Raw genomic sequence first — 23,274 nt, 5'->3', positions numbered from 1 at the left:
CCGGCATCCCCCGTCCGGGGGACGCCGGCGGGGCTCTGTGTGGCAGGTGCTAGAGGGAGCGCAAGACCGAGACGACCTTGCCCATAATGACGGCGTGGTCGCCGAGGATTGGCTCGTACTGCGTGTTCTGGGGCAACAGCCAGGTGTGGCCGTCGCGCTGGCGGAACGTCTTGACCGTGGCCTCGTCGTCCAGCAGTGCGGCAACAATGTCGCCGTTCACGGCGTCACCCTGCCGGCGCACCACCACCCAGTCGCCGTCGCAGATGGCGGCATCGATCATCGAGTCGCCCGCCACCTTCAACATGAAGAGCTCTCCGTGGCCCACCAGCTGGCGCGGCAACGGCATGACGTCTTCCACAACCTGGTCCGCGAGGATGGGGCCACCGGCCGCGATACGGCCGACGAGGGGGACCATTGCGGTATCCGTAGCGCTGGCCAGTTCCGAGACGGACAGCCCGCCCACGGCACGCAGGCCGCTGGACTTCGCCACTCCCGAGACCTTGGAGCTGCCCTCGTCAAGGGTCAACGGCATGAGCACTTCCATGGCGCGCGGCCGCTTGGGATCCCGCCGCAGGTAGCCGAGCTTCTCGAGTTGGGAGAGCTGGTGCGTCACGCTGGAGAGACTCGCCAGTCCCACGGTGTCGCCAATCTCGCGCATGGAGGGAGGGTAGCCGTTGTCCGTCACCGAACGCTGGATGGTTTCGAGGATCTTCTTCTGCCGGACGGTCAGGCTCTTGGGAGGCCTGGCTGACTGCGGGCTCCGTTGGGACGCCCGGCCGCCGGTGGCTGGTGCTGCCATATTCGCCAATGCCTTTCCAATCCGCCCGGCTGCCTTGCGGCAGTTACCGGGACCTTCCGGCCTGAATGTCAGACCCCGCTGATCAACTACTGATGATCGACTGCAGAAGTGGTTGTCCTGTGACTCAAACGTAGGCCAGCCACACAGTTTTTTCAAACATTTGTTCTAGCGAGTCTCGACAATGTTCGTTAATAGGTGCTAAAACTGGACAGGTGAAGTTCGAAGATGTGTTCGAACCTCCGGGGGCTGGATGAGAGTATCGCAGTTGGATGAGGGCGTTTGTTCGGTTCTATGTTCGAAGGTTAGGCCGGTTGGCGGCAGGTACGTGGAGTACACCGGGCGGCACAGTATGGTCCAGGAGGGCTCAGTTCATGTCAGCATCAAGCGCGTTTCACGACACTTTCGGCCATGACGCATCCGGCGGGTATGGCCGGTCCGTACCTCGGGTTTCGTTCCGTCCGGCCGCTCCGGCCGGCGGTGCGTCCCGCACCAAGCAGGCACCCCTGCGGCTGACCAGGCGGGGCCGGTTCGTCTTCTTCGGAGTGCCGTTGATCCTGCTGGCCGCCCTGATCCTTTCCTTCAGCGGCTTCCTGAATGCACCTGCCAAGGCTTCCGAATCTGTTGAGGAGCTGTCACTGACCCCCACCGTCTCTGTCACGGTGCAGCCCGGGGAATCGCTGTGGGCCATCGCCGGGACCGTGGCACCCGGGCGCGACCCCCGCGACATCGTCGCCGACATCGTCCAGCTCAACAACCTCGATGCCGCCCGCGTCCTGCCCGGCCAGACGCTCTTCGTCCCGGCCCAGTAGTCCAGCCCAGTAGTCTTCCGGCCCCGGGAACGTCGCGTACCAAGCAGCCGCCAAGGCGCCGACGGACCTGGCCCGAGCCGTCACAGTTTCAGGGCCCGCCGCCGTCTCACTTAAACTACTGAAGTGACTGACCAGTTAGAGCGCCTGAACCGACTTCCCCTCCGGACCAATCTGCGGGGAATGAGCCCCTACGGGGCACCCCAGCTGGACGTCCCCATCCTGCTCAACGTCAACGAGAACACCCACGGTGTGCCGGCGGACGTCCGAGCGGCCATCGCCGCGGCCGTAACAGAGGCAGCGGCCGGCCTGAACCGGTATCCGGACCGCGAGTTCACGGAACTGCGCGAAGCCCTGGCGGAATACCTCGGTCACGGGCTGGGCGCGGAGCACATCTGGGCAGCGAACGGCTCCAACGAGGTGCTCCAGCAGATCCTCCAGGCCTTCGGCGGACCCGGACGCACGGCACTGGGCTTCCCTCCCACGTACTCCATGTACCCCCTGCTCGCCGCGGGGACGGACACGGAATACATCGTGGGGGTGCGGGCCGATGACTACGGGCTGAGTGCGGAGTCGGCGGCGCGCCAGGTCCGCGAACTTCAGCCCAACATCGTCTTCCTCTGCTCCCCGAACAACCCCACCGGCACGGGCCTGGGCCTCGAAGTGGTGCAGGCTGTGTACGAGGCCGGCCAAGCCAGCCAGACGATCGTGATCGTCGATGAGGCGTACCACGAGTTCGCCCACGACGGTACGCCGAGTGCGCTCGAGCTGCTGCCGGGCCGGGAACGGCTGATCGTCTCGCGCACCATGAGCAAGGCCTTCGCCCTTGCCGGCGCGCGCGTGGGCTACATGGCGGCAGCCCCCGGGGTGGCCGACGCCCTTCGCCTCGTCCGGCTTCCCTACCACCTCTCCGCCATCACCCAGGCAACCGCCCTTGCCGCCCTGCACCACCGCGTGGCGCTCATGGCCGACGTCGAGGACATCAAGCGGCAGCGGGACAGGATCGTTGCCGAACTGCAGCGGATGGGCCTCAAGCCGTCCGCCTCGGATTCGAACTACGTCTTCTTCGGCGGTCTCCAAAACCCGCACGCGGTTTGGCAGGGACTGCTGGACGCCGGGGTGCTCATCCGGGACGTCGGCATCCCCGGCCACCTGCGCGTCACCGCCGGCACTGAGACGGAAACCACAGCTTTCCTTGAGGCCCTCGACCAGATCCTGAGCAGCCCCGCGAAACAGCGGGCCTAGACTTGACTCCGGGTCAAGTACAACGCCAGAACGCCTAGCACCGCCTTCATCACAAAAGGACACCTGCACATGAGCATCACCGGATCAACCGCTGCCCGGACCGCCCGCCTGGAACGGACCACCAGCGAGTCATCCGTCCTGGTCGAGATCAACCTGGACGGCACCGGCGTCTCGGACATCAGCACCTCGGTCCCGTTCTATGACCACATGCTGACGGCGCTGAGCAAGCACTCCCTGATCGACATGACGGTCAAGGCCACAGGCGATACGCACATCGACGTCCACCACACGGTGGAAGATGTCGCCATTACCTTTGGCGAGGTCCTGCGCACCGCGCTGGGGAACAAGGCCGGCATCCGCCGCTTCGGCGAGGCGACGGTGCCGCTGGACGAAGCCCTGGCGCACGCCGTCGTCGATGTCTCCGGGCGGCCGTACCTGGTCCACGGCGGCGAGCCGGCAGGCCAGGAATACCACCTGATCGGCGGACACTTCACGGGTTCCCTGACCCGGCACGTCTTCGAGGCGATCACCTTGCACGCGGGCATCTGCCTGCACATGAATGTCACCGCCGGCCGGGACCCGCACCACATCGTCGAGGCCCAGTTCAAGGCTTTCGCCCGCGCCCTGCGCGCCGCCGTCGAGCCGGATCCCCGCGTCGAAGGCATCCCGTCCACCAAGGGTGCACTGTGACCGGCAAGGTGCTGCAGGACGGCGCCATCCTCAACCCCGACGCCGGCCGGAAGCCCGTCTCACCCGAGGGCAAACCCACCGTTACGGTGCTGGATTACGGATCCGGCAACGTCCGCTCGGCCGTCCGTGCCCTCGAGCGGGCCGGCGCCGAGGTCATCCTCAGTGCCAGGCCCGAGGACGTCCTGAACGCCGACGGCCTTGTCGTCCCCGGTGTCGGAGCCTTCGAAACGGTCATGCGCGAGCTCAAGGCCGTCGACGGGATCCGGATGATCGGACGCCGCGTGGCAGGCGGCCGTCCCGTGCTGGCTATCTGCGTGGGCCTGCAGGTCCTGTTCGAGGCCGGTGTGGAACACGGCACCGAGGCCCCGGGGATGGGGGAGTGGCCCGGCAAGGTGGAACTGCTGCCTGCCGAGGTGGTGCCGCACATGGGCTGGAATACAGTTTCGGTGCCGGAAGGTTCGAAGCTGTTCGCCGGTGTCGAGAACGAGCGATTCTACTTTGTGCACTCCTACGGCGTCCAGAACTGGGATTTCGACGTGATCCAGCCCCGGATGATTGCGCCGCTGGTCACTTGGTCCGAACACGGCGCCCCGTTCATCGCGGCGGTTGAAAATGGTCCGTTGTGCGCCACCCAGTTCCACCCGGAGAAGTCCGGCGACGCCGGCGCACGCCTGCTGCGCAACTGGGTCGAGGGCCTGCGCAAGGGGTCCCCGGACGCGGCTGCCCCGGGCAGCGCAACCGGCGCCGGCCCGGAACAGGCCGCCTAGATGTGGTCCATCGTCCTGATGGGGCTTGCCGGCCTGCTGGTTGGCGGGGCGCTGTCCTTCCGGCAGCAGAAGAGTCCGCGCTGGGTCCAGATCGTCTTCTACGTGCTGGCCGGGATGTCGCTTCTGGCCGCCTATTTCCTGACGCTGCCCGCCTCCTAGCGGTCCCGCAGCATTCCCGACCATCCGCCGCCACCTGAGAAGCTGAGGATCCCCGATGACCACCGAAACCCCGCTGCCCGTGCTCGAGCTGCTGCCCGCCGTCGACGTCGTCAACGGCCAGGCCGTCCGGCTCGTTCAGGGCGAAGCCGGAAGCGAAACGAGCTACGGCACCCCGCTGGAGGCCGCACTCAACTGGCAGCAGCAGGGGGCCGAGTGGGTCCACCTCGTGGACCTTGACGCCGCTTTCGGCCGGGGATCCAACGCCGAACTGCTGCGCGAAGTCGTGGGACGCCTGGACATCAAAGTGGAGCTCTCCGGCGGCCTGCGCGACGACGAATCGCTCGAGAAGGCCCTCGATCTCGGCGTCGCCCGGGTCAACCTCGGCACCGCGGCGCTGGAGAACCCGGAGTGGACGTCCCGCGTGATCGAGCGCTTCGGCGACAAGATCGCCGTCGGCCTGGACGTCCGCGGCACCACCCTCGCCGGACGCGGCTGGACCAAGGAAGGCGGCGACCTCTGGGAGGTCCTGGCCAGGCTGGAAGAGGCTGGCTGCGCCCGTTACGTCGTGACGGACGTGACCAAGGACGGCACCCTGCAGGGTCCCAACGTCGAGCTGCTGCGCCGGATGGTGGAGAAGACCGGCAAGCCCGTCGTCGCGTCCGGGGGCATCTCCAGCCTCGAGGACCTCAAGGTGCTGCGCTCCCTCGTCCCGCTCGGCGTCGAGGGCGCGATTATCGGCAAGGCCCTCTACAACGGAAACTTCACGCTGCCCGAGGCACTCGACGCCGCCGGCCGCCGCTAACCGGACCGCAGCCATGGAACACCAGCCGGCAGGCACCAACCCGGCGCCGGACGCAGGCGGGAACACCGCCCCGCCCCGGCATCTGCCCGGGCACATCGCGGCAGCACTGGCGGGCGCCGGCGGTCCGGCCGACTCGGCCGGCCAGCCGTGGGCCGGGCGGAGCCTCGCCGGCGACGACGCCAGGATCCACAATTTCGAAGACGACGACGGCGCGGCGGACGCCGGTTACCTGGCGGCCCTCGCGCGCCTCGCCAGCGGCGACGGCGACGAAGCCGCAGTCATCGCCTCACTCGCCACCGCACGCGTCTTCGTGCCGATCCTTGCCCGGCTCGCGGAACAGGGCGAAGGCTCGACCCGCCCGGCAGGGGACAAATTGCACGGGGACAAGGAGTCCGACATGGCCCTCGTCACCCTCAAGGCGCCCGACGGCCGGACGGCCATGCCTGTGTTCACCTCGGCCGCGGCGCTTCAGGCCTGGCATCCCGAGGCCCGCCCGGTTGCCGTGTATACGGCCCGGGCAGCGCTGTCCGCCGTCGCCGAGGGCGCCGAGCTGCTGGTTCTGGACCCCGGCTCGGACCTGACGTATGTGGTGCGCCGGCCCGCCGTCTGGGCCCTCGCTCAGCAGCAGCCGTGGACCCCGTCGTACGCTGATCCTGTGCTGGCGCAGTCCCTAGGCGCGGCCGCGGTAGGCTTTCCGGAGGTCCGGCGTGTTGAAATTCATCCAGGCGGTGGAGTTGCCTCAACTGCGGCTGATGGACGGCAGCTTCCCGGCGGAGGTGCGGGCCCGGAACTCCGGGTGGTCCTCTACCTCGAGGACGGGCTCGACGCCGCGGGGGTGCAGTCCATCGTGGCCGGCCTAAACAACGCCTGGGCCCGGAATGAATTGTTTGCCGAGCGGGTTGACTCGATCGAAGTCAAGTTGCAGCGCGCAGCACCATAGCTGACGGCCAGCGGGGGACTCCTGCCGGAAGCAGTACCAGGCTGCCGAGGGCAATACCAAAAGGGATGTAGTCCGTGAACTTCACGCTTTACCAGGAGCTGCTGGCCGTCCGGCCGATCAGGCGGATCCTGCTGGTCGGGATGATTGCCCGCATACCGCACTCCGCCGCGGGCGTGCTGCTGACCCTGCACATCGTCCTGAGCCTGGGCCAGGGCTATGCCGCCGCCGGCGCCGCGGCAGCAGTCATGACAATCGGCATCGCCGTCGGGGCGCCCTGGCGCGGACGGCGTGTCGACACCGCGGGCCTGCGCAAGGCCCTGATCCCGTCCGTCATTTCCGAAACCGTCATCTGGTCGATCGTGCCGCACGTGTCCTACGAGCTGCTGCTGCCGCTGGTGTTTGTCGGCGGCCTGCTGACGCTGCCGATCTTCAGCGTCGTGCGCCAGTCCCTCGGCGTCCTGGCCACAGGGGAGCAGCGGCGCGCCGCGTTTGCCCTCGATGCGATCTCCACCGAACTGGTCTTCATGATCGGCCCCGCCGCCGGCGCCCTCGTCGCCACCGCCGGCTACTCGGTCGTAGGCCTGACCATCGTCGGCATTGCCACCTCGGTGTCCGGGCTGTTCCTGATGTGGTTCAACCCGCCGACCCGCAGCCCCGTGGCCGGCCGCGGCCTCGACGCCGGGCTCGAGGCGGGACTCGATGCGGATGAACAGAATTGCGCGGAGGCCGCCGTCGTGGCTGCCGCCCCGGCACACCTGCAGGAAGCCGCCGCAGAGCTGGCCCCGTTGGCAGCCGCCGCCGAGCAAAGGCGGCAGCGGCGCGCCGGGCTACGCCACAAGGTCAACCATAATTTCGCCTGGTTCACGGCGGCCGTGGCTGCCGTCTTCGCCGTCGCGGCCGGGGCCGGCATGGTGCTCAGCGGCACCGACGTCGGCATTGTGGCCGCCCTCGAGACCGGCGGCCACCAGGCCGAGATCGGGCTCGTCTTCCTCTTCTGGTGCGCGGCCTCGGTGGTCGGCGGGCTGATCTACGGCGCCATGCACCGGCCGATCTCGCCGATCTTGCTGCTGCTCGGCATGTCCGCCCTGGCCATCCCGATGGCGTTCGCGACAGACACCTGGACCCTGAGTCTGCTCTCGCTGCTGCCGGGACTGCTGTGCGCCCCGGTGCTCTCGGCGGCTTCGGAGAAGGTCGCCGAACTCGTCGACGAGAGCCGCCGCGGAGAGGCGATGGGCTGGTACGGATCCGCCCTGACCGGCGGCGTCGCCCTCGGGGCGCCGCTTGCCGGGCTCTTCATCGACGGCGTCGGCCCGGGGGCCGGGTTCGTCTCCGTGGGGGCTGCCGGCGTTGTGCTGTGCCTCGTGGGGCTGGTGCTGCAGCACCGTCGTCGTCGACTGCTGGCCTCGGCAGCCTAGCCAAGGCGTGTGGCTGGGCAGCGCCTCGGAACGCCGTGCAGGGAACTCGACGCACCGCGGTTAACGACGGCGACGGGCGGACCGCTGAGGTCCGCCCGCCGCCGCGGAGTGAGTAGCTTGTGCCCGGTTCCTAGTTGACCGGTCCGGTGTATTTCTCGCCCGGGCCTTTGCCCGGGGCGTCCGGAAGGATGGACTCCTCGCGGAAAGCCAGCTGGAGGGACCTCAGTCCGTCACGCAACGGTCCGGCGTGCTGCGAGCCGATCTCGGGGGCAGCAGCCGTGACCAGGCCGGCAAGAGCCGTAATCAGTTTGCGGGCTTCGTCCAGGTCCTTGAGCTCTTCTGCGTTCTCCTCGGCGGCGAGGCCGAGCTTGACTGCTGCTGCGCTCATCAGGTGCACCGCTGCGGTGGTGATGACTTCGATCGCGGGGACCTCGGAGATGTCGCGGATCTGCTGCGAGACGTCGGCCTGAGAGCCGGCGGGCTCATAAACGTGTGAATTACTGTCTGAAGTGCTCATGCTGGTAAGCTTGTCACAGACCAACTGAATGTCGTTATTTCGATTTCTTCACTGTGGCAGCTGAACTGCCGTAGTGAAGGAACTCCCCTTGGGAAGCCCCCGATCCATACCTGCTTCGTCGAGTATGTGCGCCGGACGGGATTCTTTGGGTAGAATCGATTTCAGTTTGCAAGCGGAGTTCTCTCCCACCCGCGTCAGCCGCTCTCCTTCGGGAAGCTTCGGAAGAAGCAAGGTTGCCGGGTACCTGGTCGGGCATTTCCCTGAGGCGTCAGCCTGGCGGGAACGCATGCCGCCTCCTACGAGGCAGGCAATTCCGATCTTCGAGGCCTTCGATTGCTCCGGCAATTGGGGGCCTTCTCTATTTGCCGGTGGAATGCCACTCACGAACACAGGAGCTTTAACATTAGCGAGCCAAGAATCAATGAGCGTATCCGCGTCCCCGAGGTGCGGCTGGTCGGCCCTGCAGGCGAACAAGTAGGAGTTGTCCGTATTGAGGATGCCCTGCGTTTGGCTGCCGAGTCCGATCTTGATCTCGTTGAAGTTGCACCGCAGGCCAAGCCTCCGGTGTGCAAGCTGATGGACTTCGGCAAGTACAAGTACGAAGCTGCGGTCAAGGCACGCGAGGCCCGGAAGAACCAGACCAACACGGTTCTGAAAGAAATCCGCTTCCGCCTGAAGATCGACACCCACGACTATGAGACCAAGCGCGGCCACGCGCTCCGGTTCCTCGGTGCCGGTGACAAGGTCAAGGCCATGATCCAGTTCCGCGGCCGTGAGCAGCAGCGCCCCGAGATGGGCATTCGCCTGCTGCAGCGCTTTGCCGACGACGTCGCCGAAGTCGGCGTGGTGGAGTCAAGCCCGCGGATCGATGGTCGCAACATGGTCATGGTGGTGGGTCCCCTGAAGAACAAGGCCGAGGCCAAGGCGGAGGCACGCCGTGCGACGCAGCGCGCGGAAGCCAAGGCTGAGAACGAAGCCAAGGCCTCGGGGGCCCCGGGCCGCATGGACGTTTCCGGCGACGACAGTGCGCCGCTGACGCAGTCCCTGGCCGACCTCCTTCCGGAGGGATACCAGATCAAGACGGAGGCTCCGGCAACGGAAGCAGCTCCCGCCGTCGCCGAGGCCCCTGCCGCGGACAACGCGGTCAAGGACGAAGCAGTCGAAGAAACCGTAGCCACGGAGGCCCCCGCCGCCGAGGTCAAGGTGCAGGAAGCGTCGGCAGCAAAGGCTCCCGTCCAGGAAGCGCCCAAGCAGGAGGCCCCCAAGGCCGCTCCGAGGCGTGAAGCTCCGAAGGCAGCTTCCAAGCCGGCAGTTGCCAAGGCTCCGGCTGCGCCCAAGGCAGCAGCCGCCAAGGCCCCTGAGGCTGCCAAGGCGCCCGAGGTTGCGAAGGCACCCGAGGCTGAAACGGCCGCTCCGGCAGCGGCACCGAAGCCGGTGCCGCGCCCCGCGGCGCCGAAGCCTCCTGTGCGGCCTGCCGCTCCGAGGGCAGCCGCCAAGCCGGGCACCAAGAAGACCAACTAGTTCACGGCCGCCGGACAGCAATGTCCGGCAGCAAGCAACCAGCACGCCGCCCGCAGGGGCGGCTGCACGAAAGACTGCAGACCCTGTCTGCGGATACGTAAGGAGATCGGTTCCCATGCCGAAGATGAAGACCCACAGCGGTGCTAAGAAGCGCTTCAAGCTGACCGGCAGCGGCAAGCTGCGCCGCCAGCAGGCCAACCGCCGCCACTACCTCGAGCACAAGTCCTCCAGGCTGACCCGCCGCCTCGCCGGCGACAAGATCGTCTTCAAGGGCGACGCCAAGGTCATCCGGAAGATGCTCGGCATCTAAGTTCCAAGTTCTCTGACTGATTGCCACCTGGCAGCAGTCAACTACCAATAAGGCTTCTCAGGCCAGCCGGTTGTTCCGGCAGTAGACGCTTGGGATCAGAATTTTCGAAGGAGTACGCACGTGGCACGTGTGAAGAGGGCGGTAAACGCCCACAAGAAGCGCCGGGTTATCCTTGAGCGCGCAAAGGGCTACCGTGGACAGCGTTCACGCCTGTACCGCAAGGCCAAAGAGCAGCTGCTGCACTCGTTTGTATACAGCTACGGCGACCGCAAGAAGAAGAAGGGCGACTTCCGCCGCCTGTGGATCCAGCGCATCAACGCTGCATCCCGCGCCAACGGCCTCACCTACAACCGTCTGATCCAGGGCCTGAAGGCCGCTGAGGTCGAGGTTGACCGCCGTATGCTGGCCGAGCTTGCCGTTTCCGACGCCAACGCCTTCACCGCGCTGGTCAAGATCGCCAAGGACTCTCTGCCCGCCGACACCTCCGCTCCGGCCGGGACGGCTCCGAAGGCCAAGGCCGCCAAGAAGCCTGCTGCCAAGAAGGTTGCTGCTGAGGCGGCTGCTAAGTAGTTCCCGTAGTCCTCAAAAACTACGTCGTTCAAGAGCCGGCTGCGAAAGCAACTAAGGTTCTTATATGAACGAAACCGGGCGCCCGCAAGACTTTCCACTTTCCAATCCTCGAGCTGATCGGGTGAGGAAGGTGGCACAACTTGCCGGGCGCCCGGCCCGTTTAAAACGCAGCGAGTTCCTGGCGGAGGGCCCGCAGGCTGTCCGGGAGGCCCTGGTCCTGCACCAGAAAAGGATTGCCGCGGGGGAGCCCGGCGTCGTCCATGAGGTGTACGCAAGCGAGGCCTGCCTCGACCGGCACCCGGATCTGGAGACACTCGCGGAGGGCACCACCGCATACCTCGCCACCGACGAAGTGCTGGCCGCCATGGCGGACACGGTCACCCCGCAGGGCATTCTCGCGGTCTGCGGGTTCCTGGACGTCAGTATCGAACAGGTGCTCGACGCCGGCCCCCGGCTGATCGCCGTGCTGTGCCAGGTCCGCGACCCAGGGAACGCCGGCACGGTGCTGCGGGCGGCAGACGCCGCCGGCGCGGACGCCGTCGTGCTGACCGCCTCCAGCGTGGATATCTACAACCCCAAAGCTGTGCGCTCGACGGCGGGGTCCCTCTTCCACCTGCCCGTCGTCCTTGGCGCCGAAGTGGAAGAGCTCGTGGCCCGGTGCAAGGAGCGCGGCATCGGTGTGTTGGCCGCTGACGGCGGCGGCCAGCTGAACCTGGACCGGCTCCAGGACGAGAACGCGGCCCGCCGCCTGGGGGCATCCGCCGCCGGCTCCGACTACGCCCTGGAAAAGCCCACGGCCTGGCTGTTCGGCAACGAGGCCCAGGGCCTGTCCGAGGAAGAACTCGCGCTGGCGGACCACCGCGTGGCCGTGCCTGTGTACGGAGCGGCCGAAAGCCTCAACCTCGGCACCGCCGCGACGGTCTGCCTCTACGCCAGCGCCCGCTCACAGCAGGACGGCGCGTCGGGCCACTAGCGCATTGATGAGCCGGCCGGCCGGGCCACGGCGGCCGGACATACAGAGAAGGCCGGACATAGAGAAGGCGGGGGTCCACCGAATGGTGGGCTCCCGCCGTCGTTGCTGTCACCGCCCTGGCACTGTGCGCGCCGGGCCGGTGGCCTGTGCAATTACGTAGTTGTCTTGTTGCGTCCGGTAACGGCGCCGTAGATGCCGGCAACCACGAGGCCACCGACAATGGCCAGGATCCAGGAACCGAGATTCCAGAATTCCATCTTGCCGCCGCCGAATAGCAGGTCGCCGATCCAGCCGCCGACAATGGCACCGACAACGCCGAGCACGAGGCTGGTGACCCAGCCGCCGCCGACCTTGCCTGGCATGACTGCCTTAACGATTGCACCTACTATGAGTCCGAGAATGATCCAGCCTAGAAAGCCCATGTCTCCTCCTACATATTCGTCGGCATCCAAATTATGAATCCCGATTATGGCTTCAAGCTAACACCTGCGGCATCAAATGTCAGCAGGATCACCTCCAATCGTTACCTGCCTGCATCCGGCCTGAGATCGGCATGTGCCCGGGCATTGCGCGGTGCGGCAGCACGGTCCAGCGGGTACGGTATTCCATGCGGGTACGGGCGGATTCCGGTGCCCGCCAACACCCCAGTAGAACCCCCTAAGGAGAAGCTCACTTGGCTGCAAATGGCGGTACCAAGGCGATTGTTGCGGCGCTAGCTGCCAACCTGACCATCGCCGTCCTGAAGTTCGTCGCGTATTTCCTGACGCTGTCCTCCTCGATGCTCGCGGAGGCCATCCACTCGCTGGCGGACTCCGGCAACCAGATCCTCCTGCTCGTGGGCGGCAAGCGCGCCCAGAAGGCGGCGAGCCCGGAACACCCCTTCGGCTACGGACGCGAGCGCTACATCTACGCTTTCATCGTCTCGATCGTGCTGTTCAGCGTCGGCGGCCTCTTTGCGCTCTATGAAGCGTGGGGAAAGATCCAGCACCCGCACGCCATCGAGGGCGACTTCTGGTGGGTGCCGCTCGCGGTACTCATCGGCGCCATCATTGCCGAGTCCTTTTCCTTCCGGACCGCGATCATCGAGTCCAACCACGTCCGGGGCAAGCAGGGCTGGGTCAAGTTCATCCGCAGCGCCAAGCAGCCCGAGCTTCCCGTCATCCTGCTGGAAGACTTTGGCGCCCTCCTGGGCCTGGTCTTCGCGCTCTTTGGCGTGAGCCTGACGCTCCTCACCGGCAACGGCATCTGGGACGCGCTGGGCACCGGCATGATCGGCCTGCTGCTCGTCGCGATCGCCGCCGTGCTGGCCGTTGAGACGAAGTCCCTGCTGCTGGGCGAATCCGCGACCAAGGATGACGTGGCGAAGATCCGCTCCGCAATCGGGGCCGACGGCACCGGCATCATCCATCTCAAGACCCTGCACCTTGGCCCCGAAGAACTGCTGGTGGCTGCCAAAATCAGCATCGGCCGGGCGGACACCGGCCAGGAAATCGCCAAGGTGATTGACGACGCCGAGACCAGGATCCGTGAGGCCGTGCCGATTGCCCGGGTCATCTACCTTGAGCCGGATGTCCAGCGCGTCAGCACACCCTGACCGACTGCCCGGCCGACAGGAAGTCCCGGGGCCGCTGGCACGGTAGCCGCGATGCGGCTACCGTGCCAGCGGCCTCTTGCGTTCCACCACGCCGCTGATGACAGCGACGCCGAGACCCAGGAGGGCCAGAACGGCGCCCACGAGGGCGGGGGCGACATAGCCCCAGCCCCAGGCGATCACGAGGCCGCCAAGGAAGGCTCCCAGGGCGTTGGCGACATTGAGCGCGGCATGGTTGAGCGAGGAGGCCAGCGACGGGGCGTCGGGGGAGGCATCCAGCAGCCGGGTCTGCAGGGCCGGGACCAGCATCGAACCTGCCCCGCCCACCACAAAGACCATGACATAGGCAGACCACGGCCAGTGCACTGCCACGGCGTAGACCACCAGCGCCACGGCAATTGCGGGCAGCACCCAGTAGATGGTTCCCATGACGGACTTGTCAGCGAGGCGGCCGCCGACGATATTGCCCGCCACCATGCCCAATCCGTAGAGCGCGACGACGAGCGGCAGCCAGGCAGAGGGGATGCCGGCCACGGAGGTCATGGTGTGGGCAATATAGGTGTATGTGGCGAAGAAGCCGCCAAAGCCGACCACGCCGATCAGGAGCGCCAGCCAGACCTGGAGCCGCTTAAGAGCCCCAAGCTCGCGGCGGATGCTGGCATCGGCGTGGGGCTTCTGGTACGGCACGAACCTCCACAGCATCGCGAGCGTGATGATTCCGATCAGGCCCACCAGCAGGAAAAGCAGCCGCCAGCCGAACGCCTGGCCCATCCAGGTGGCGAAAGGCACGCCGATGACGTTGGAGATGGTCAGGCCGGCCATCACCATCGAAATCGCCCAGCCGCGCTTGGTTGGGGCCACCATCGACGCCGCAATGACGGCCGCGACGCCGAAGAAGGCGCCGTGCGGCAGCCCGGCGGCGAAGCGGGACACGAGCATGGTCCCGTAGTCCGGGGCGACGAAGGACGAGAGGTTGGCGATGCTGAAGAAGAGCATGAGCCCCAGGGCCAGGTATTTCCGCGGCAATTTGGCACCTACGGCGGCCAGCAACGGGGCGCCGATAACGACGCCGAGGGCATAGGCCGAGATCAGGTGGCCAGCCTCGGGAGTGCTGATGTTAAGGCCTTGCTCCACTTCCTTGAGCAGCCCCATCATGCTGAATTCCGTGGTGCCGATGCCGAATCCGCCCATGGCAAGGGAAACGATGGCGAGGGCAAGATGGCGGGTGCCGGTTCTGGGCGTCGCCGAGGCTTTTTGCGTGGTTGTCATTCGTCTGCTTTTCGAGGAAGATCCCGGCCGATGGCCAGGAGAATGCGGCATCTTAAATCTGATTTATGTAACGTCCGGGGCGCGTCCGGTATTCCGGGGAATCAGGAGGGCGGCTGCCTCCATTCTCCCCTAAGCGGGCACCGCCCTAGACTTGGTGACGTGACTGGACTCATTGACGTCGTTGGCGGCGCGGTACTGGATTCGCTGGCAGACCCGGGCCGGCTGCTCGTGGCGCGCCGGACCGCGCCCCCGCAATTTGCCGGCCTGTGGGAGTTCCCCGGCGGAAAGGTGGAGTCCGGGGAAACGGCCGAACAGGCCCTGCACCGCGAACTGCTGGAAGAACTTGGCGTCAACGTCCGGCTGGGCGCCGAACTCCAGGCCGCGTCCGCCTCCGGTTGGCCGCTGAACGACCGCGCCGCGATGAGGGTCTGGTTTGCGGAGCTCGTCGACGGCGATCCGCACCCCCTGCAGGACCACGATGAGCTGCGCTGGATCGACCTCGGGAACCGCCGGGAGGTACTGGCGCTGCCGTGGATCCCGGCCGACCTGCCCATCGTCGAGGCACTCCTTGACGCGCTGCAGGATTCGGTCCGCACCGCCCTGCCCGCGCACTGATCCCCGGCCTGCCTCTCGCCAAAGCGCGAAGCATGTGACTACTCTGAAGCGAATCGAGAGGAGTCGTCCGTGCAGGTCGGTGTCAGACGGGAGCAGCGAGCGGGGGAACGCCGGGTCGCGGCCACACCTGAGACGGTGCAGCAACTAACGGCTCTTGGCCTCGACGTTGCCGTGGAGAGCGGAGCAGGGAACGAGGCCGGTTTCCCGGACGCCGCGTTCGCCCAGGCTGGTGCCACCGTAGTCCCGGACCTCCTGCCCGAGTCGCTGGAGGTGCTCCTGCACGTCCGGCCGCTCAGCCCGGAGACGGCTGCAGGGCTGCGGCCGGGCACCATCACCGTCGGTTTCGGCTCGCCCGCCTCTGAACTGTCCACGGTACGGGCCCTTGCCGACGCCGGGGTCACCTCCTTCGCGCTGGAGCTGGTCCCGCGGATCTCCCGGGCACAGTCCATGGATGCGCTCAGTTCGCAGTCCCTCGTCTCGGGCTACCGGGCGGTGCTGGAGGCGGCCCTGCGCTACCCCCGTTTTTTCCCGCTGTATATGACCGCCGCCGGCACGATCCCGCCCGCACGGGTATTGGTCCTCGGCGCCGGGGTCGCCGGACTGCAGGCCATCGGCACCGCAAAACGCCTCGGCGCCAGGGTCTCCGCCAATGACATCCGGGCGGCTTCGGCGGACGAGGTCGCCTCGATGGGCGGCACCTTCATCCATCTGGACCTGGACAGTCGAAATGCGGACGCCGCCGCGGAAGGCAGTGGGGGCTATGCACGCGAACTCGGCGAGGACCGGGCCAAGCGCCAGCGTGGCCTGCTCGCACCCCACGTCGCGTCGGCGGATGTCCTCATCACCACGGCAGCCATCTCCGGCCGTGCGGCACCCTTGCTGGTGACACTGGACATGGTGGCCGGCATGCGGGCCGGATCCGTTGTCGTCGACCTTGCCGCCGAATCCGGCGGAAACGTCGAAGGTGTCATTGCCGGCCGGGACATCGAGGTACCCGTGGACGGCGGGTCCGTGACCCTGGTGGGGCTGCAGGACGCAGCCTCGGCGATGCCGTCCGATGCTTCCCGGCTGTACGCCAAAAACGTCGCCAATCTGCTCGCCCTGATGACTGCGGACGGCCAGGTCAGTCCGGACTTCGACGACGAGGTCGTCGCCGGAGCCTGCCTGACCCACGGCGGCTCGGTCCGGCACGCGGGGACTTCCGAGGCCATGGAGGCGCTGAAGTGATGGGGCCTGAAATGATGGAGGCTGAAGTGATGGAGACCCGGACGTAATGGAGACGCTGCAATGATGGATCCGATCACGCTGCTGACCGTAGTGGTGCTTTCTGTCTTCGTCGGCTTCGAAGTCGTCTCCAAAGTGACCAGCAAACTGCATACGCCGCTGATGTCCGGTGCCAACGCCATCCACGGCATCATCCTTGTCGGCGCCATCCTCGTGGCGGGGCAGGCCAGCGATCCATGGTTGCTCACGATCGCCCTGATCGCCGTGATTCTGGCGACCGCCAACCTGGTGGGCGGATTCGTTGTCACCGACCGGATGCTGGAGATGTTCGGCGGCCGGAGGCCAGCCAGGCCACGTGCTGAAGGCCGCGCAGGGGAGGACGGCACATGAGCCTCCTAGCCCCCGCGTGGACCGCCCTGTTCTACCTGGCGGCGGCCATCTGCTTCATCCTGGCGCTGAAGGGCCTCAGCTCGCCCCGGACCGCCCGCCGCGGAAACGCCATCGGCGCCGGGGGCGCGCTCGTCGCCGTGGTCACGGTCTTCCTTTCCGCGAGGCTGGAGAATATCCCGCTGATCCTGGCCGCGATCGCCGTCGGCTCCGCCGCCGCTGTCCCGGTGGCCCGGCGCGTGCAAATGACCCAGATGCCCCAGCTCGTCGCGTTGTTCAACGGGGTCGGAGGCGGGGCCGCCGCACTCGTGGCAGTGCTGGAACTCGGCCACAGCGCGGACCCCTGGGTGCGCCTGGCAGTGGCCTTCACCATGCTGGTCGGCGCCGTGTCCTTCGCCGGCTCCGCGGTGACGGTCGGCAAGCTGCAGGAACTGATCAGCACCCGCCCGCTGCTCTTCCCCGGCATGCCCGTGGTGATGGCCGTTGCGCTGGCGGGCGCCATCGCGTCCGGCGTCCTGGTCATCATCAGCGGTTCGACCGGCTGGGCCCTTGCGCTGCTGGTGCTGGGACTGGCAGCCGGGCTGCTGCTGGTGCTGCCCGTCGGCGGGGCAGACGTGCCGATCGTCATCTCCCTGCTCAACGCCTTCACCGGCCTCGCAGTGGCGGCGTCCGGCATCGTGCTCGGCAACGTGCTGCTGGTGGTCGCCGGCACGCTTGTGGGGGCCAGCGGCACCATCCTGACCAAGGTGATGGCCTCCGCCATGGGCCGGGGCGTGGCGGGCATCATGTTCGGGGCGTTCCGGGGAGGATCGACGGCGGGCTCGACCGTGCAGAGCGACCGCCCGGTGCGCTCCTCCTCGCCGGAGGACGTGGCCGTCCAGCTCGGCTACGCCCAACGCGTCGTGATCGTCCCCGGCTACGGGCTTGCCGTGGCCCAGGGCCAGCACACCGTCGCCGAGCTCGCCACCGCACTGCAGGCCCGCGGCATCGAGGTGGTGTTCGCCATCCATCCGGTCGCCGGTCGGATGCCGGGCCACATGAACGTGCTCCTGGCGGAAGCGAACGTGCCCTATGAGGCGCTCCGGGAGCTTGAGGAAGTCAACCCTGAATTCCCGAACACCGATGTCGCACTCGTGGTGGGAGCCAATGACGTGGTCAACCCGGCGGCCAAGTCCACGCCCGGGGCTCCGATCTACGGGATGCCGATCCTCGAGGTGGCACTGGCCGGCCAGGTGGTCTTCCTGAAACGCTCGATGCGCCCGGGATTCGCGGGGATCGAGAACGAACTCCTGTACGACCCGAAGACCACACTCCTGTTCGGCGATGCGAAAGACTCGCTGGCCAAAGTCCTGGGCGCGGTGAAGGCCCTCTAGGCTGAAGTTACGTGAGTTAAGACAGGAAGATCCCCGGGTTGGCTGCTGTGCCGGACGCTCTTCGTGTGAGGGCTTCGAAGAATTGGCCCCCTGCCGCCCCGCGATGACCCGACCGCTGACTGAGAGACGCGACATGATCGCCGGATAAGGACATGACGGCGCGGTTATCTGCTGGGTATCAACGTATCCGACAGACTGGAGGCTGTTTTGGTGCACCTATGGGCCGGTATCGATGCCGGCAAAACCCATCATCACCGCGTCGTGATCGGCGCTGATGATCTCCCTGCAACTCGCCCACGGCCAGAACATCCTCTACGTCCCCGCCAAAATCAGAATCCTATAAAACCGCCGCTAAACGCGGGGCGCATTGCCCTGTTGGACAATAAATCCAGTGTGTATTCTGTTCGTAAAGACCGCTGCGTCACACGGTCCTCAGGCCGCCGGCACGTCCCGGGAAGCCTTCCCGCTCCGGGGCCGTCTCGATGAGGAGGCGTCGATGTCCAGTCCTGATGTGCCAACGCGTGGGCCGGCCAGATCCGGTCCATACATCATCACCGGAATCCTGTTGACCATCGCCGTTGTGGTTCCGTTGTTTGTGCCCGCGTATTCGGTCGATGAGCCGCGCTTGGCCGGTATGCCGTTCTTCTACTGGTATCAGATGATGTGGATTCCGGTCACCGCTGGCCTGGTGGGGGTCTCCTACTGGCTGGTAAGCAAGGAGGATCGCCGCCGGCGCGAATCCGTGCGGGGCATGACCAGCGCCGAGGAGGAGCCATGAGCGGGGCCACCGTGCCGCTGGCGGTTCCGGACCGGCCCATTAGCGGCGTTGCGCTCGCCATTGTGATCATTCTCTTCGTCTTGGTGGCGGCCTTGGGGTTCGTTGCTGCGCGGTGGCGCCGGGAAGAGGCGACAGGGCTGCACAGCCTGGACGAGTGGGGCCTCGGGGGCCGCGGTTTTGGAACATGGGTGACCTGGTTCCTGCTCGGCGGCGACCTATATACGGCCTACACTTTCGTGGCCGTTCCGGCTGCAATGTGGGCCACTGGAGCAGTGAGCGGTTTCTTCGCGGTGCCGTACACGATCGTTCTGTACCCGATCGTGTTCCTCCTGATGAGCCGGTTGTGGTCCGTCTCGCACCGGCATGGGTTCGTCACGCCGGCCGATTTCGTTGGCGGCCGCTATGGCAGCAAGGCGCTTTCTTTTGCCGTCGCCGTCACCGGCATCGTCGCGACCATGCCTTACATCGCGCTGCAGCTGGTCGGCATAAAGGCCGTGCTCACGGTGCTGGGCCTGGGCAGTGCGGAGAACGTGCTGCTGACGGACCTGCCGCTGATCATCGCGTTCGTGGTCTTGGCCGCCTATACGTACACGTCGGGTCTGCGGGCTCCGGCCCTGATCGCCGTTGTGAAGGATCTGCTGATCTATCTGGCAGTGATCGTTGCGGTAATCTACCTGCCGATCAAGTTCGGGGGCTGGGGCACCATCTTCGACGCCGCCGAGGCGAAACTGGGTGCGGTCAACCCGGCTACCGGTAAACCCGTTGGAGTCTTCATTCCGGGCGCGGGCAGTTACTCCGCTTACTGGACGCTGGCTCTGGGCTCGGCCTTGGCGCTGTTTATGTACCCGCACTCGATCACGGGCGTCCTGGCGAGCAAGAGCAGGAATACGATCCGTAAGAATGCCGCGGTGCTGCCGCTGTACTCGTTGATGCTGGGGTTCCTGGCGCTGCTGGGCTACGCGGCTATATACGCCGGTACCAAGCCCATCGACTTGAACGGCACCGTCAACCCGCAGCTGGTAGTGCCGCAGCTGTTCCTCGATCACTTCCCGGACTGGTTTGCCGGTATCGCCCTGGCCGCCATCGCCATCGGTGCTTTGGTCCCGGCCGCCATCATGTCAATAGCCGCGGCGAACCTGTTCACCCGCAACATTTACCGCGATCTGATCAAGCCTGACGCCAATCCGCGGCAGGAAGCAAAAATCTCCAAGATCGCATCGCTTGTGGTGAAATTCGGTGCACTGGTTTTCGTTATTGCCATGGACCAGTCGGCAGCAATTAACATGCAGCTCCTCGGCGGTATCTGGATCCTGCAGACCTTCCCGGCGATCGTGGCAGGGCTCTACACCCGCTGGTTCCACCGGTGGGCGCTTTTCGGGGGCTGGGCAGCCGGAATCATCTATGGCACTGTCGCGGCCTACAACGTGGTCAACCCCGTCACCAAAGCCAACTTTGGCGGCTCCATCGCGGCCATCCCCGGCACCGACATGCAGGTCTACATCGCTGTCGTCGCGTTTGCGATAAACCTTATCGTTGCCGCAGGCCTGTCTCTGATCTTCCACGCAATGAAGCTCCCCGAGGGGAAGGACATCACCCGCAGCTCGGACTACGGCGCCGACGAGAACGATCCGAAGGTCGCCCAGATCCGGCGCGACTACCCGCTCGCCGAGCCCGGAGCCCCCACGTTCTGAGTCACTGGGGGCCTCGACACCGTAAAGGAACCCGACTGACCTTATCCGCAGTGCCTCTTCGGCGACCAGGTAGGACGCGTCACTTGGCTGCCGGACGTCTTCAGAACAACGAGGGCTGCACGGCTTGCTCTGCCGGGCTTCCATGCCGGCCGGAGTGGCCGGCCGTCCCGGGGATGCTGCCGGCCGGATATTGGGCCTCTTCCTCCCGGGGATCCAAGTCATTGGCATCACCGTTGAGCTCCCGGTGGCTGAAGCCCTGCGAGCCGGAAAAGCCATGCCGGGCCTTGAAGTAACGGATGCGTCCGGCCAGCCAGGCGCGGTACTCCTTCGAGGCATAGGAGCCGCTGCCGTACAGGCGCCGGTATTTGCCGGCGAGCTGGGGGTGCTCCCTCGCAAGCCACTGCATGAACCATTCACGCGTTCCGGGCTTGAGGTACAGGGCACCGGCCGTGACGCCGGTGGCGCCGGCCGCCGCGAGGGAACCGAAAAGGGAATCCAGGGCCTCGTCGCTGTCCGAGAGCCACGGCAGGATGGGCATGGCCATGACCCCGCACGGCAGGCCGGCCTCCCGCAGCCGGGAGACCAGCTTGAGCCGAGCCCGGGGACCAGGCGTGCCAGGCTCCACGGCTTCTGAGAGCCGCTCATCGGTCATCGCGAGCGAGATGCCCACCCCAACGGGGACCTGGGCCGCGGCGTGCTTCAGGAGCGGGATGTCCCGGGCGAGGAGGGTGCCCTTGGTCAGGATGGACAGGGGAGTGCCGGAATCGGCGAGCGCGCCAATGATGCCCGGCATCAGCTGGTAGCGGCCCTCGGCCCGCTGGTAGGGATCGGTGTTGGTGCCCAGGGCGACATGCTGCCGTCCCCACGAGGGCTTCGCCAGCTCCTTGCGCAGGACCTCCGCGGCGTTGATCTTGACCACCACCTGGCTGTCAAAGTCCAGACCGGCGTCGAAGTCCAGGTAGGTGTGGCTCTTGCGGGCGAAACAGTAGACGCAGGCGTGGCTGCAGCCGCGGTACGGGTTGATGGTCCACTCGAACGGCATGCGGGAACCGGCGACCACCTTGTTGAGCACCGATTTGGCGGTGACCTCATGGAAAGTGACCCCGGCAAACTCAGGGGTTGAAACGGAACGCACAAGACCGAGCAGCGGGAGCAGTGCATCGGCGGCTGGGGCGGCCGGGGATTTACTGCTTCCACGGGGCGCTCCGGGTGCTCCGGGTGCTCCGTTGCCAGGCGCTTTGTTGCCAGTCGCTTTATTGACGGCAGGGCTGAGTGCTTGTGCGTCCCATCTCATGCCTACATTCGAATGTATGTTCGAGTTTAAGTCAAGCCTCCCGCCGGGTGGTTCGGGCGCTCGCCGTCACCGTCCGCACCGCGCTGGCCACCACGGCGGACCTGAAGCTTGCCGCCGGCGGGCTTCACTCCGCAACCCGCCACCAGTGCGCCGACGAGCGGCGGACCGCCATCCGGAAATCAGTCGAGCAGTTCCCAGACCACACCCACCTTGGCGCTGACGCTGGACTCGCCGGCTTCCACGGCGAGCGATTCCACCGCGACGGCGCGCTGTATCCCGGCCACCGGAATGGGCGCCGGGAAACCGGACTGCTGGGCAACAGAGACCACCTTGCCCAGTGCGGCGCCGGCGAGGGACGCGAAGTGCCCGGCCGTGACGAGGGCGTCGGCCCATGCGGCTTCCCGGGCCCGGACGGCGACGGCGGCGGGATCCGCGAAGCCGAGCTCCAGCCCGTTGAGCCGGACGTGGTTGCCGCCGGCCGCGACGGCCGCGGCGATGATCTCCGAGGACGCTGCCAGCTCGCGGATCCGGACACTCAGCATGCTGGAGGCCAGGTAGCCGGACACCGTCTGCCCACGGCCCTCCTGCCAGTTGAGCTCGGCGCGGACATTGAGCCCCGAGGTGGTGATGTCCCTGTCCTGGATGCCGTGTTCGCGGAGCACGGCCGTGATCGCGGCCGAGGCCCCTCCGGCGTCGCCGTAGGCAGCGCCGACGTTTTCCCGGCGGCACTCGACGCCGATCGAGAGGGTCAGCAGATCCGGCTCGGCCTCCGCGCTGCCGGAGCCTGTGACTGAAATGGTCCTGGGGCTGTCCGTCATGTCATGCCTCGTTCCGCTCGGGGGCCGGGGATCCCGGGGTGCCGGTGGTCTGTGAGGGGCCTACCTCCGCGGATCCCGGCTCCGGATAGCCGCCGGCCTGCAGCCCGGCGTGCCGCTCGAAGACATTGCCGGAGCCGGAGTTGCCGGTCCGCCAGAGCGACCAGCCCGCCGCGAGAAAATACAGCGGCAGGAAGGGCACACCGAGGCACCAGGCGTACTGGGTGCTGTGACGCTCCTCGTGGCCCAGCAGAACCTGATTGCCGAGGGCCTCGTCCGGTCCGGCGCGGAACAGCACCACATTGCCGACCGTGAACGCGCCGGCGAAGGGCAGCCGCCAGCGGTAGCCGGTGGCGATCAGCAGGCCGCGGGGTCCGCGGCGGACGGGGGTGCGGGCACAGGCAGCGAGGAGCAACCCCAGCGGGGTCGAAGCATTCAGCACGTTCGCGATCTGCCGCAGCCGTTGTCCGGACGTCATGAGGCCATGCTAGTCCGGGGGGATCCCCGCCGGTCAGGGATCTGTGCAGTCCAGGGATCTGTGCAGTTCAGGGAGAGGGCGGCTCCGTCACGTTCGGGCCCGCCGGTGCAGTCAACTAGACTGGAGACGAGTGCCCGCCGGAGCGATTTCGGCGTGCCTGCCCTTTGTTAGTGCCCTTTGTCAAAGCCCGGTGTCATGACACTGTTCATGGCTCCGAGCTGTTGGCATGAACCGACTCGTAGCTA

Annotated in this window: 26 protein-coding genes; 19 read left to right on the top strand and 7 right to left on the bottom strand. The window is 66.7% G+C overall.

Translation table 11 applies throughout. The features are described from left to right. Positions 1-49 precede the first annotated feature (49 nt). Positions 50-799, bottom strand: a complete 750-nt coding sequence (gene lexA / locus ACVWZ8_RS00585; protein WP_426976819.1) for a transcriptional repressor LexA — start codon at positions 797-799, stop codon at positions 50-52. Positions 800-1,170: 371 nt separating this feature from the next. Between lexA and ACVWZ8_RS00580 the strand changes: the two genes are divergently transcribed. From ACVWZ8_RS00580 to ACVWZ8_RS00545, 8 genes are all read left to right on the top strand, one after another. Next, a complete protein-coding gene (locus ACVWZ8_RS00580) occupies positions 1,171-1,608 on the top strand; it encodes a LysM peptidoglycan-binding domain-containing protein (protein ID WP_456503461.1) in 438 nt (145 codons plus the stop codon). A 123-nt stretch (positions 1,609-1,731) separates the two neighbouring features. Further along, a complete protein-coding gene (locus ACVWZ8_RS00575; protein WP_456503460.1) occupies positions 1,732-2,850 on the top strand; it encodes a histidinol-phosphate transaminase in 1,119 nt (372 codons plus the stop codon). A 69-nt stretch (positions 2,851-2,919) separates the two neighbouring features. Continuing rightward, a complete protein-coding gene (gene hisB, locus ACVWZ8_RS00570) occupies positions 2,920-3,540 on the top strand; it encodes an imidazoleglycerol-phosphate dehydratase HisB (protein WP_426976824.1) in 621 nt (206 codons plus the stop codon). Continuing rightward, a complete protein-coding gene (gene hisH / locus ACVWZ8_RS00565; protein WP_456503459.1) occupies positions 3,537-4,307 on the top strand; it encodes an imidazole glycerol phosphate synthase subunit HisH in 771 nt (256 codons plus the stop codon). Before hisB ends, hisH begins: the two co-directional genes overlap by 4 nt. Continuing rightward, complete coding sequence (locus ACVWZ8_RS00560) at positions 4,308-4,466, top strand: hypothetical protein (RefSeq protein ID WP_426976826.1); 159 nt, start codon at positions 4,308-4,310, stop codon at positions 4,464-4,466. 55 nt (positions 4,467-4,521) lie between these two features. After that, positions 4,522-5,268 carry a bifunctional 1-(5-phosphoribosyl)-5-((5-phosphoribosylamino)methylideneamino)imidazole-4-carboxamide isomerase/phosphoribosylanthranilate isomerase PriA gene (gene priA / locus ACVWZ8_RS00555; protein WP_426976827.1) on the top strand — a complete coding sequence of 249 codons (747 nt, stop codon included), beginning with the start codon at positions 4,522-4,524 and terminating at the stop codon, positions 5,266-5,268. A 13-nt stretch (positions 5,269-5,281) separates the two neighbouring features. Continuing rightward, the gene (locus ACVWZ8_RS00550; RefSeq protein ID WP_456503458.1) at positions 5,282-6,208 is read left to right on the top strand and encodes an SseB family protein; all 927 of its coding nucleotides are present in this window, start codon (positions 5,282-5,284) and stop codon (positions 6,206-6,208) included. Positions 6,209-6,282: 74 nt separating this feature from the next. After that, complete coding sequence (locus ACVWZ8_RS00545) at positions 6,283-7,623, top strand: MFS transporter (protein WP_456503457.1); 1,341 nt, start codon at positions 6,283-6,285, stop codon at positions 7,621-7,623. Between the two features lie 130 nt (positions 7,624-7,753). On the opposite strand, the gene ACVWZ8_RS00540 is transcribed toward ACVWZ8_RS00545, so the two are convergent. Continuing rightward, positions 7,754-8,140 carry a DUF1844 domain-containing protein gene (locus tag ACVWZ8_RS00540; RefSeq protein WP_426976830.1) on the bottom strand — a complete coding sequence of 129 codons (387 nt, stop codon included), beginning with the start codon at positions 8,138-8,140 and terminating at the stop codon, positions 7,754-7,756. A gap of 444 nt (positions 8,141-8,584) precedes the next feature. Here ACVWZ8_RS00540 and infC point away from each other — a divergent pair, with 444 nt between their 5' ends. The 4 genes from infC to ACVWZ8_RS00520 all read left to right on the top strand — a co-directional run bounded on the left by infC (position 8,585) and on the right by ACVWZ8_RS00520 (position 11,514). Next, complete coding sequence (infC, locus tag ACVWZ8_RS00535; protein ID WP_456503456.1) at positions 8,585-9,661, top strand: translation initiation factor IF-3; 1,077 nt, start codon at positions 8,585-8,587, stop codon at positions 9,659-9,661. Positions 9,662-9,776: 115 nt separating this feature from the next. Then, positions 9,777-9,971 (top strand): 50S ribosomal protein L35, encoded by a 195-nt coding sequence (gene rpmI, locus ACVWZ8_RS00530; protein ID WP_009358635.1) that lies wholly within the window; start codon positions 9,777-9,779, stop codon positions 9,969-9,971. A 120-nt stretch (positions 9,972-10,091) separates the two neighbouring features. Further along, positions 10,092-10,541, top strand: a complete 450-nt coding sequence (gene rplT / locus ACVWZ8_RS00525; RefSeq protein ID WP_426976832.1) for a 50S ribosomal protein L20 — start codon at positions 10,092-10,094, stop codon at positions 10,539-10,541. A 64-nt stretch (positions 10,542-10,605) separates the two neighbouring features. Further along, positions 10,606-11,514 (top strand): TrmH family RNA methyltransferase, encoded by a 909-nt coding sequence (locus ACVWZ8_RS00520; RefSeq protein ID WP_426976833.1) that lies wholly within the window; start codon positions 10,606-10,608, stop codon positions 11,512-11,514. 152 nt (positions 11,515-11,666) lie between these two features. Here the strand turns inward: ACVWZ8_RS00520 and ACVWZ8_RS00515 are convergent, their stop codons facing one another. Further along, entirely contained in the window at positions 11,667-11,936 is a 270-nt protein-coding gene (locus ACVWZ8_RS00515; protein ID WP_354247576.1) for a GlsB/YeaQ/YmgE family stress response membrane protein, read from the bottom strand. A gap of 251 nt (positions 11,937-12,187) precedes the next feature. Between ACVWZ8_RS00515 and ACVWZ8_RS00510 the strand changes: the two genes are divergently transcribed. Further along, positions 12,188-13,108 carry a cation diffusion facilitator family transporter gene (locus ACVWZ8_RS00510; protein ID WP_426976834.1) on the top strand — a complete coding sequence of 307 codons (921 nt, stop codon included), beginning with the start codon at positions 12,188-12,190 and terminating at the stop codon, positions 13,106-13,108. A 57-nt stretch (positions 13,109-13,165) separates the two neighbouring features. Here the strand turns inward: ACVWZ8_RS00510 and ACVWZ8_RS00505 are convergent, their stop codons facing one another. Next, positions 13,166-14,374 (bottom strand): MFS transporter, encoded by a 1,209-nt coding sequence (locus ACVWZ8_RS00505; protein ID WP_426976835.1) that lies wholly within the window; start codon positions 14,372-14,374, stop codon positions 13,166-13,168. Positions 14,375-14,533: 159 nt separating this feature from the next. On the opposite strand from ACVWZ8_RS00505, the gene ACVWZ8_RS00500 reads away from it, so the two are divergent. The 6 genes from ACVWZ8_RS00500 to mctP all read left to right on the top strand — a co-directional run bounded on the left by ACVWZ8_RS00500 (position 14,534) and on the right by mctP (position 20,442). Beyond that, entirely contained in the window at positions 14,534-14,989 is a 456-nt protein-coding gene (locus ACVWZ8_RS00500; protein ID WP_426976836.1) for a (deoxy)nucleoside triphosphate pyrophosphohydrolase, read from the top strand. A gap of 69 nt (positions 14,990-15,058) precedes the next feature. Further along, positions 15,059-16,216: a Re/Si-specific NAD(P)(+) transhydrogenase subunit alpha gene (locus ACVWZ8_RS00495; RefSeq protein WP_456503455.1), complete on the top strand. Its 1,158-nt coding sequence runs from the start codon at positions 15,059-15,061 to the stop codon at positions 16,214-16,216. A gap of 63 nt (positions 16,217-16,279) precedes the next feature. Next, entirely contained in the window at positions 16,280-16,603 is a 324-nt protein-coding gene (locus tag ACVWZ8_RS00490) for an NAD(P) transhydrogenase subunit alpha (protein ID WP_426979859.1), read from the top strand. Continuing rightward, on the top strand, positions 16,600-17,973 hold the full coding sequence (locus ACVWZ8_RS00485) for an NAD(P)(+) transhydrogenase (Re/Si-specific) subunit beta (RefSeq protein WP_426976839.1): 1,374 nt from the start codon (positions 16,600-16,602) through the stop codon (positions 17,971-17,973). The genes ACVWZ8_RS00490 and ACVWZ8_RS00485 overlap by 4 nt, the downstream gene beginning before the upstream one ends. Before the next feature lie 565 nt (positions 17,974-18,538). Continuing rightward, entirely contained in the window at positions 18,539-18,751 is a 213-nt protein-coding gene (locus tag ACVWZ8_RS00480) for a DUF3311 domain-containing protein (protein ID WP_456503454.1), read from the top strand. Next, positions 18,748-20,442, top strand: a complete 1,695-nt coding sequence (mctP, locus tag ACVWZ8_RS00475) for a monocarboxylate uptake permease MctP (protein WP_456503453.1) — start codon at positions 18,748-18,750, stop codon at positions 20,440-20,442. The genes ACVWZ8_RS00480 and mctP overlap by 4 nt, the downstream gene beginning before the upstream one ends. 100 nt (positions 20,443-20,542) lie before the next feature. Here the strand turns inward: mctP and ACVWZ8_RS00470 are convergent, their stop codons facing one another. From ACVWZ8_RS00470 to ACVWZ8_RS00460, 3 genes are all read right to left on the bottom strand, one after another. Further along, complete coding sequence (locus ACVWZ8_RS00470; RefSeq protein WP_456503452.1) at positions 20,543-21,736, bottom strand: Rv2578c family radical SAM protein; 1,194 nt, start codon at positions 21,734-21,736, stop codon at positions 20,543-20,545. 179 nt (positions 21,737-21,915) lie between these two features. Next, positions 21,916-22,554: an SIMPL domain-containing protein gene (locus ACVWZ8_RS00465; protein ID WP_456503451.1), complete on the bottom strand. Its 639-nt coding sequence runs from the start codon at positions 22,552-22,554 to the stop codon at positions 21,916-21,918. Position 22,555: 1 nt separating this feature from the next. Then, positions 22,556-23,029 (bottom strand): hypothetical protein, encoded by a 474-nt coding sequence (locus ACVWZ8_RS00460; RefSeq protein WP_426976849.1) that lies wholly within the window; start codon positions 23,027-23,029, stop codon positions 22,556-22,558. Positions 23,030-23,274 lie beyond the last annotated feature (245 nt).

The sequence above is a fragment of the Arthrobacter sp. UYCu723 genome (assembly GCF_054059215.1).
This window is presented reverse-complemented; position numbering and strand designations above follow the sequence as displayed.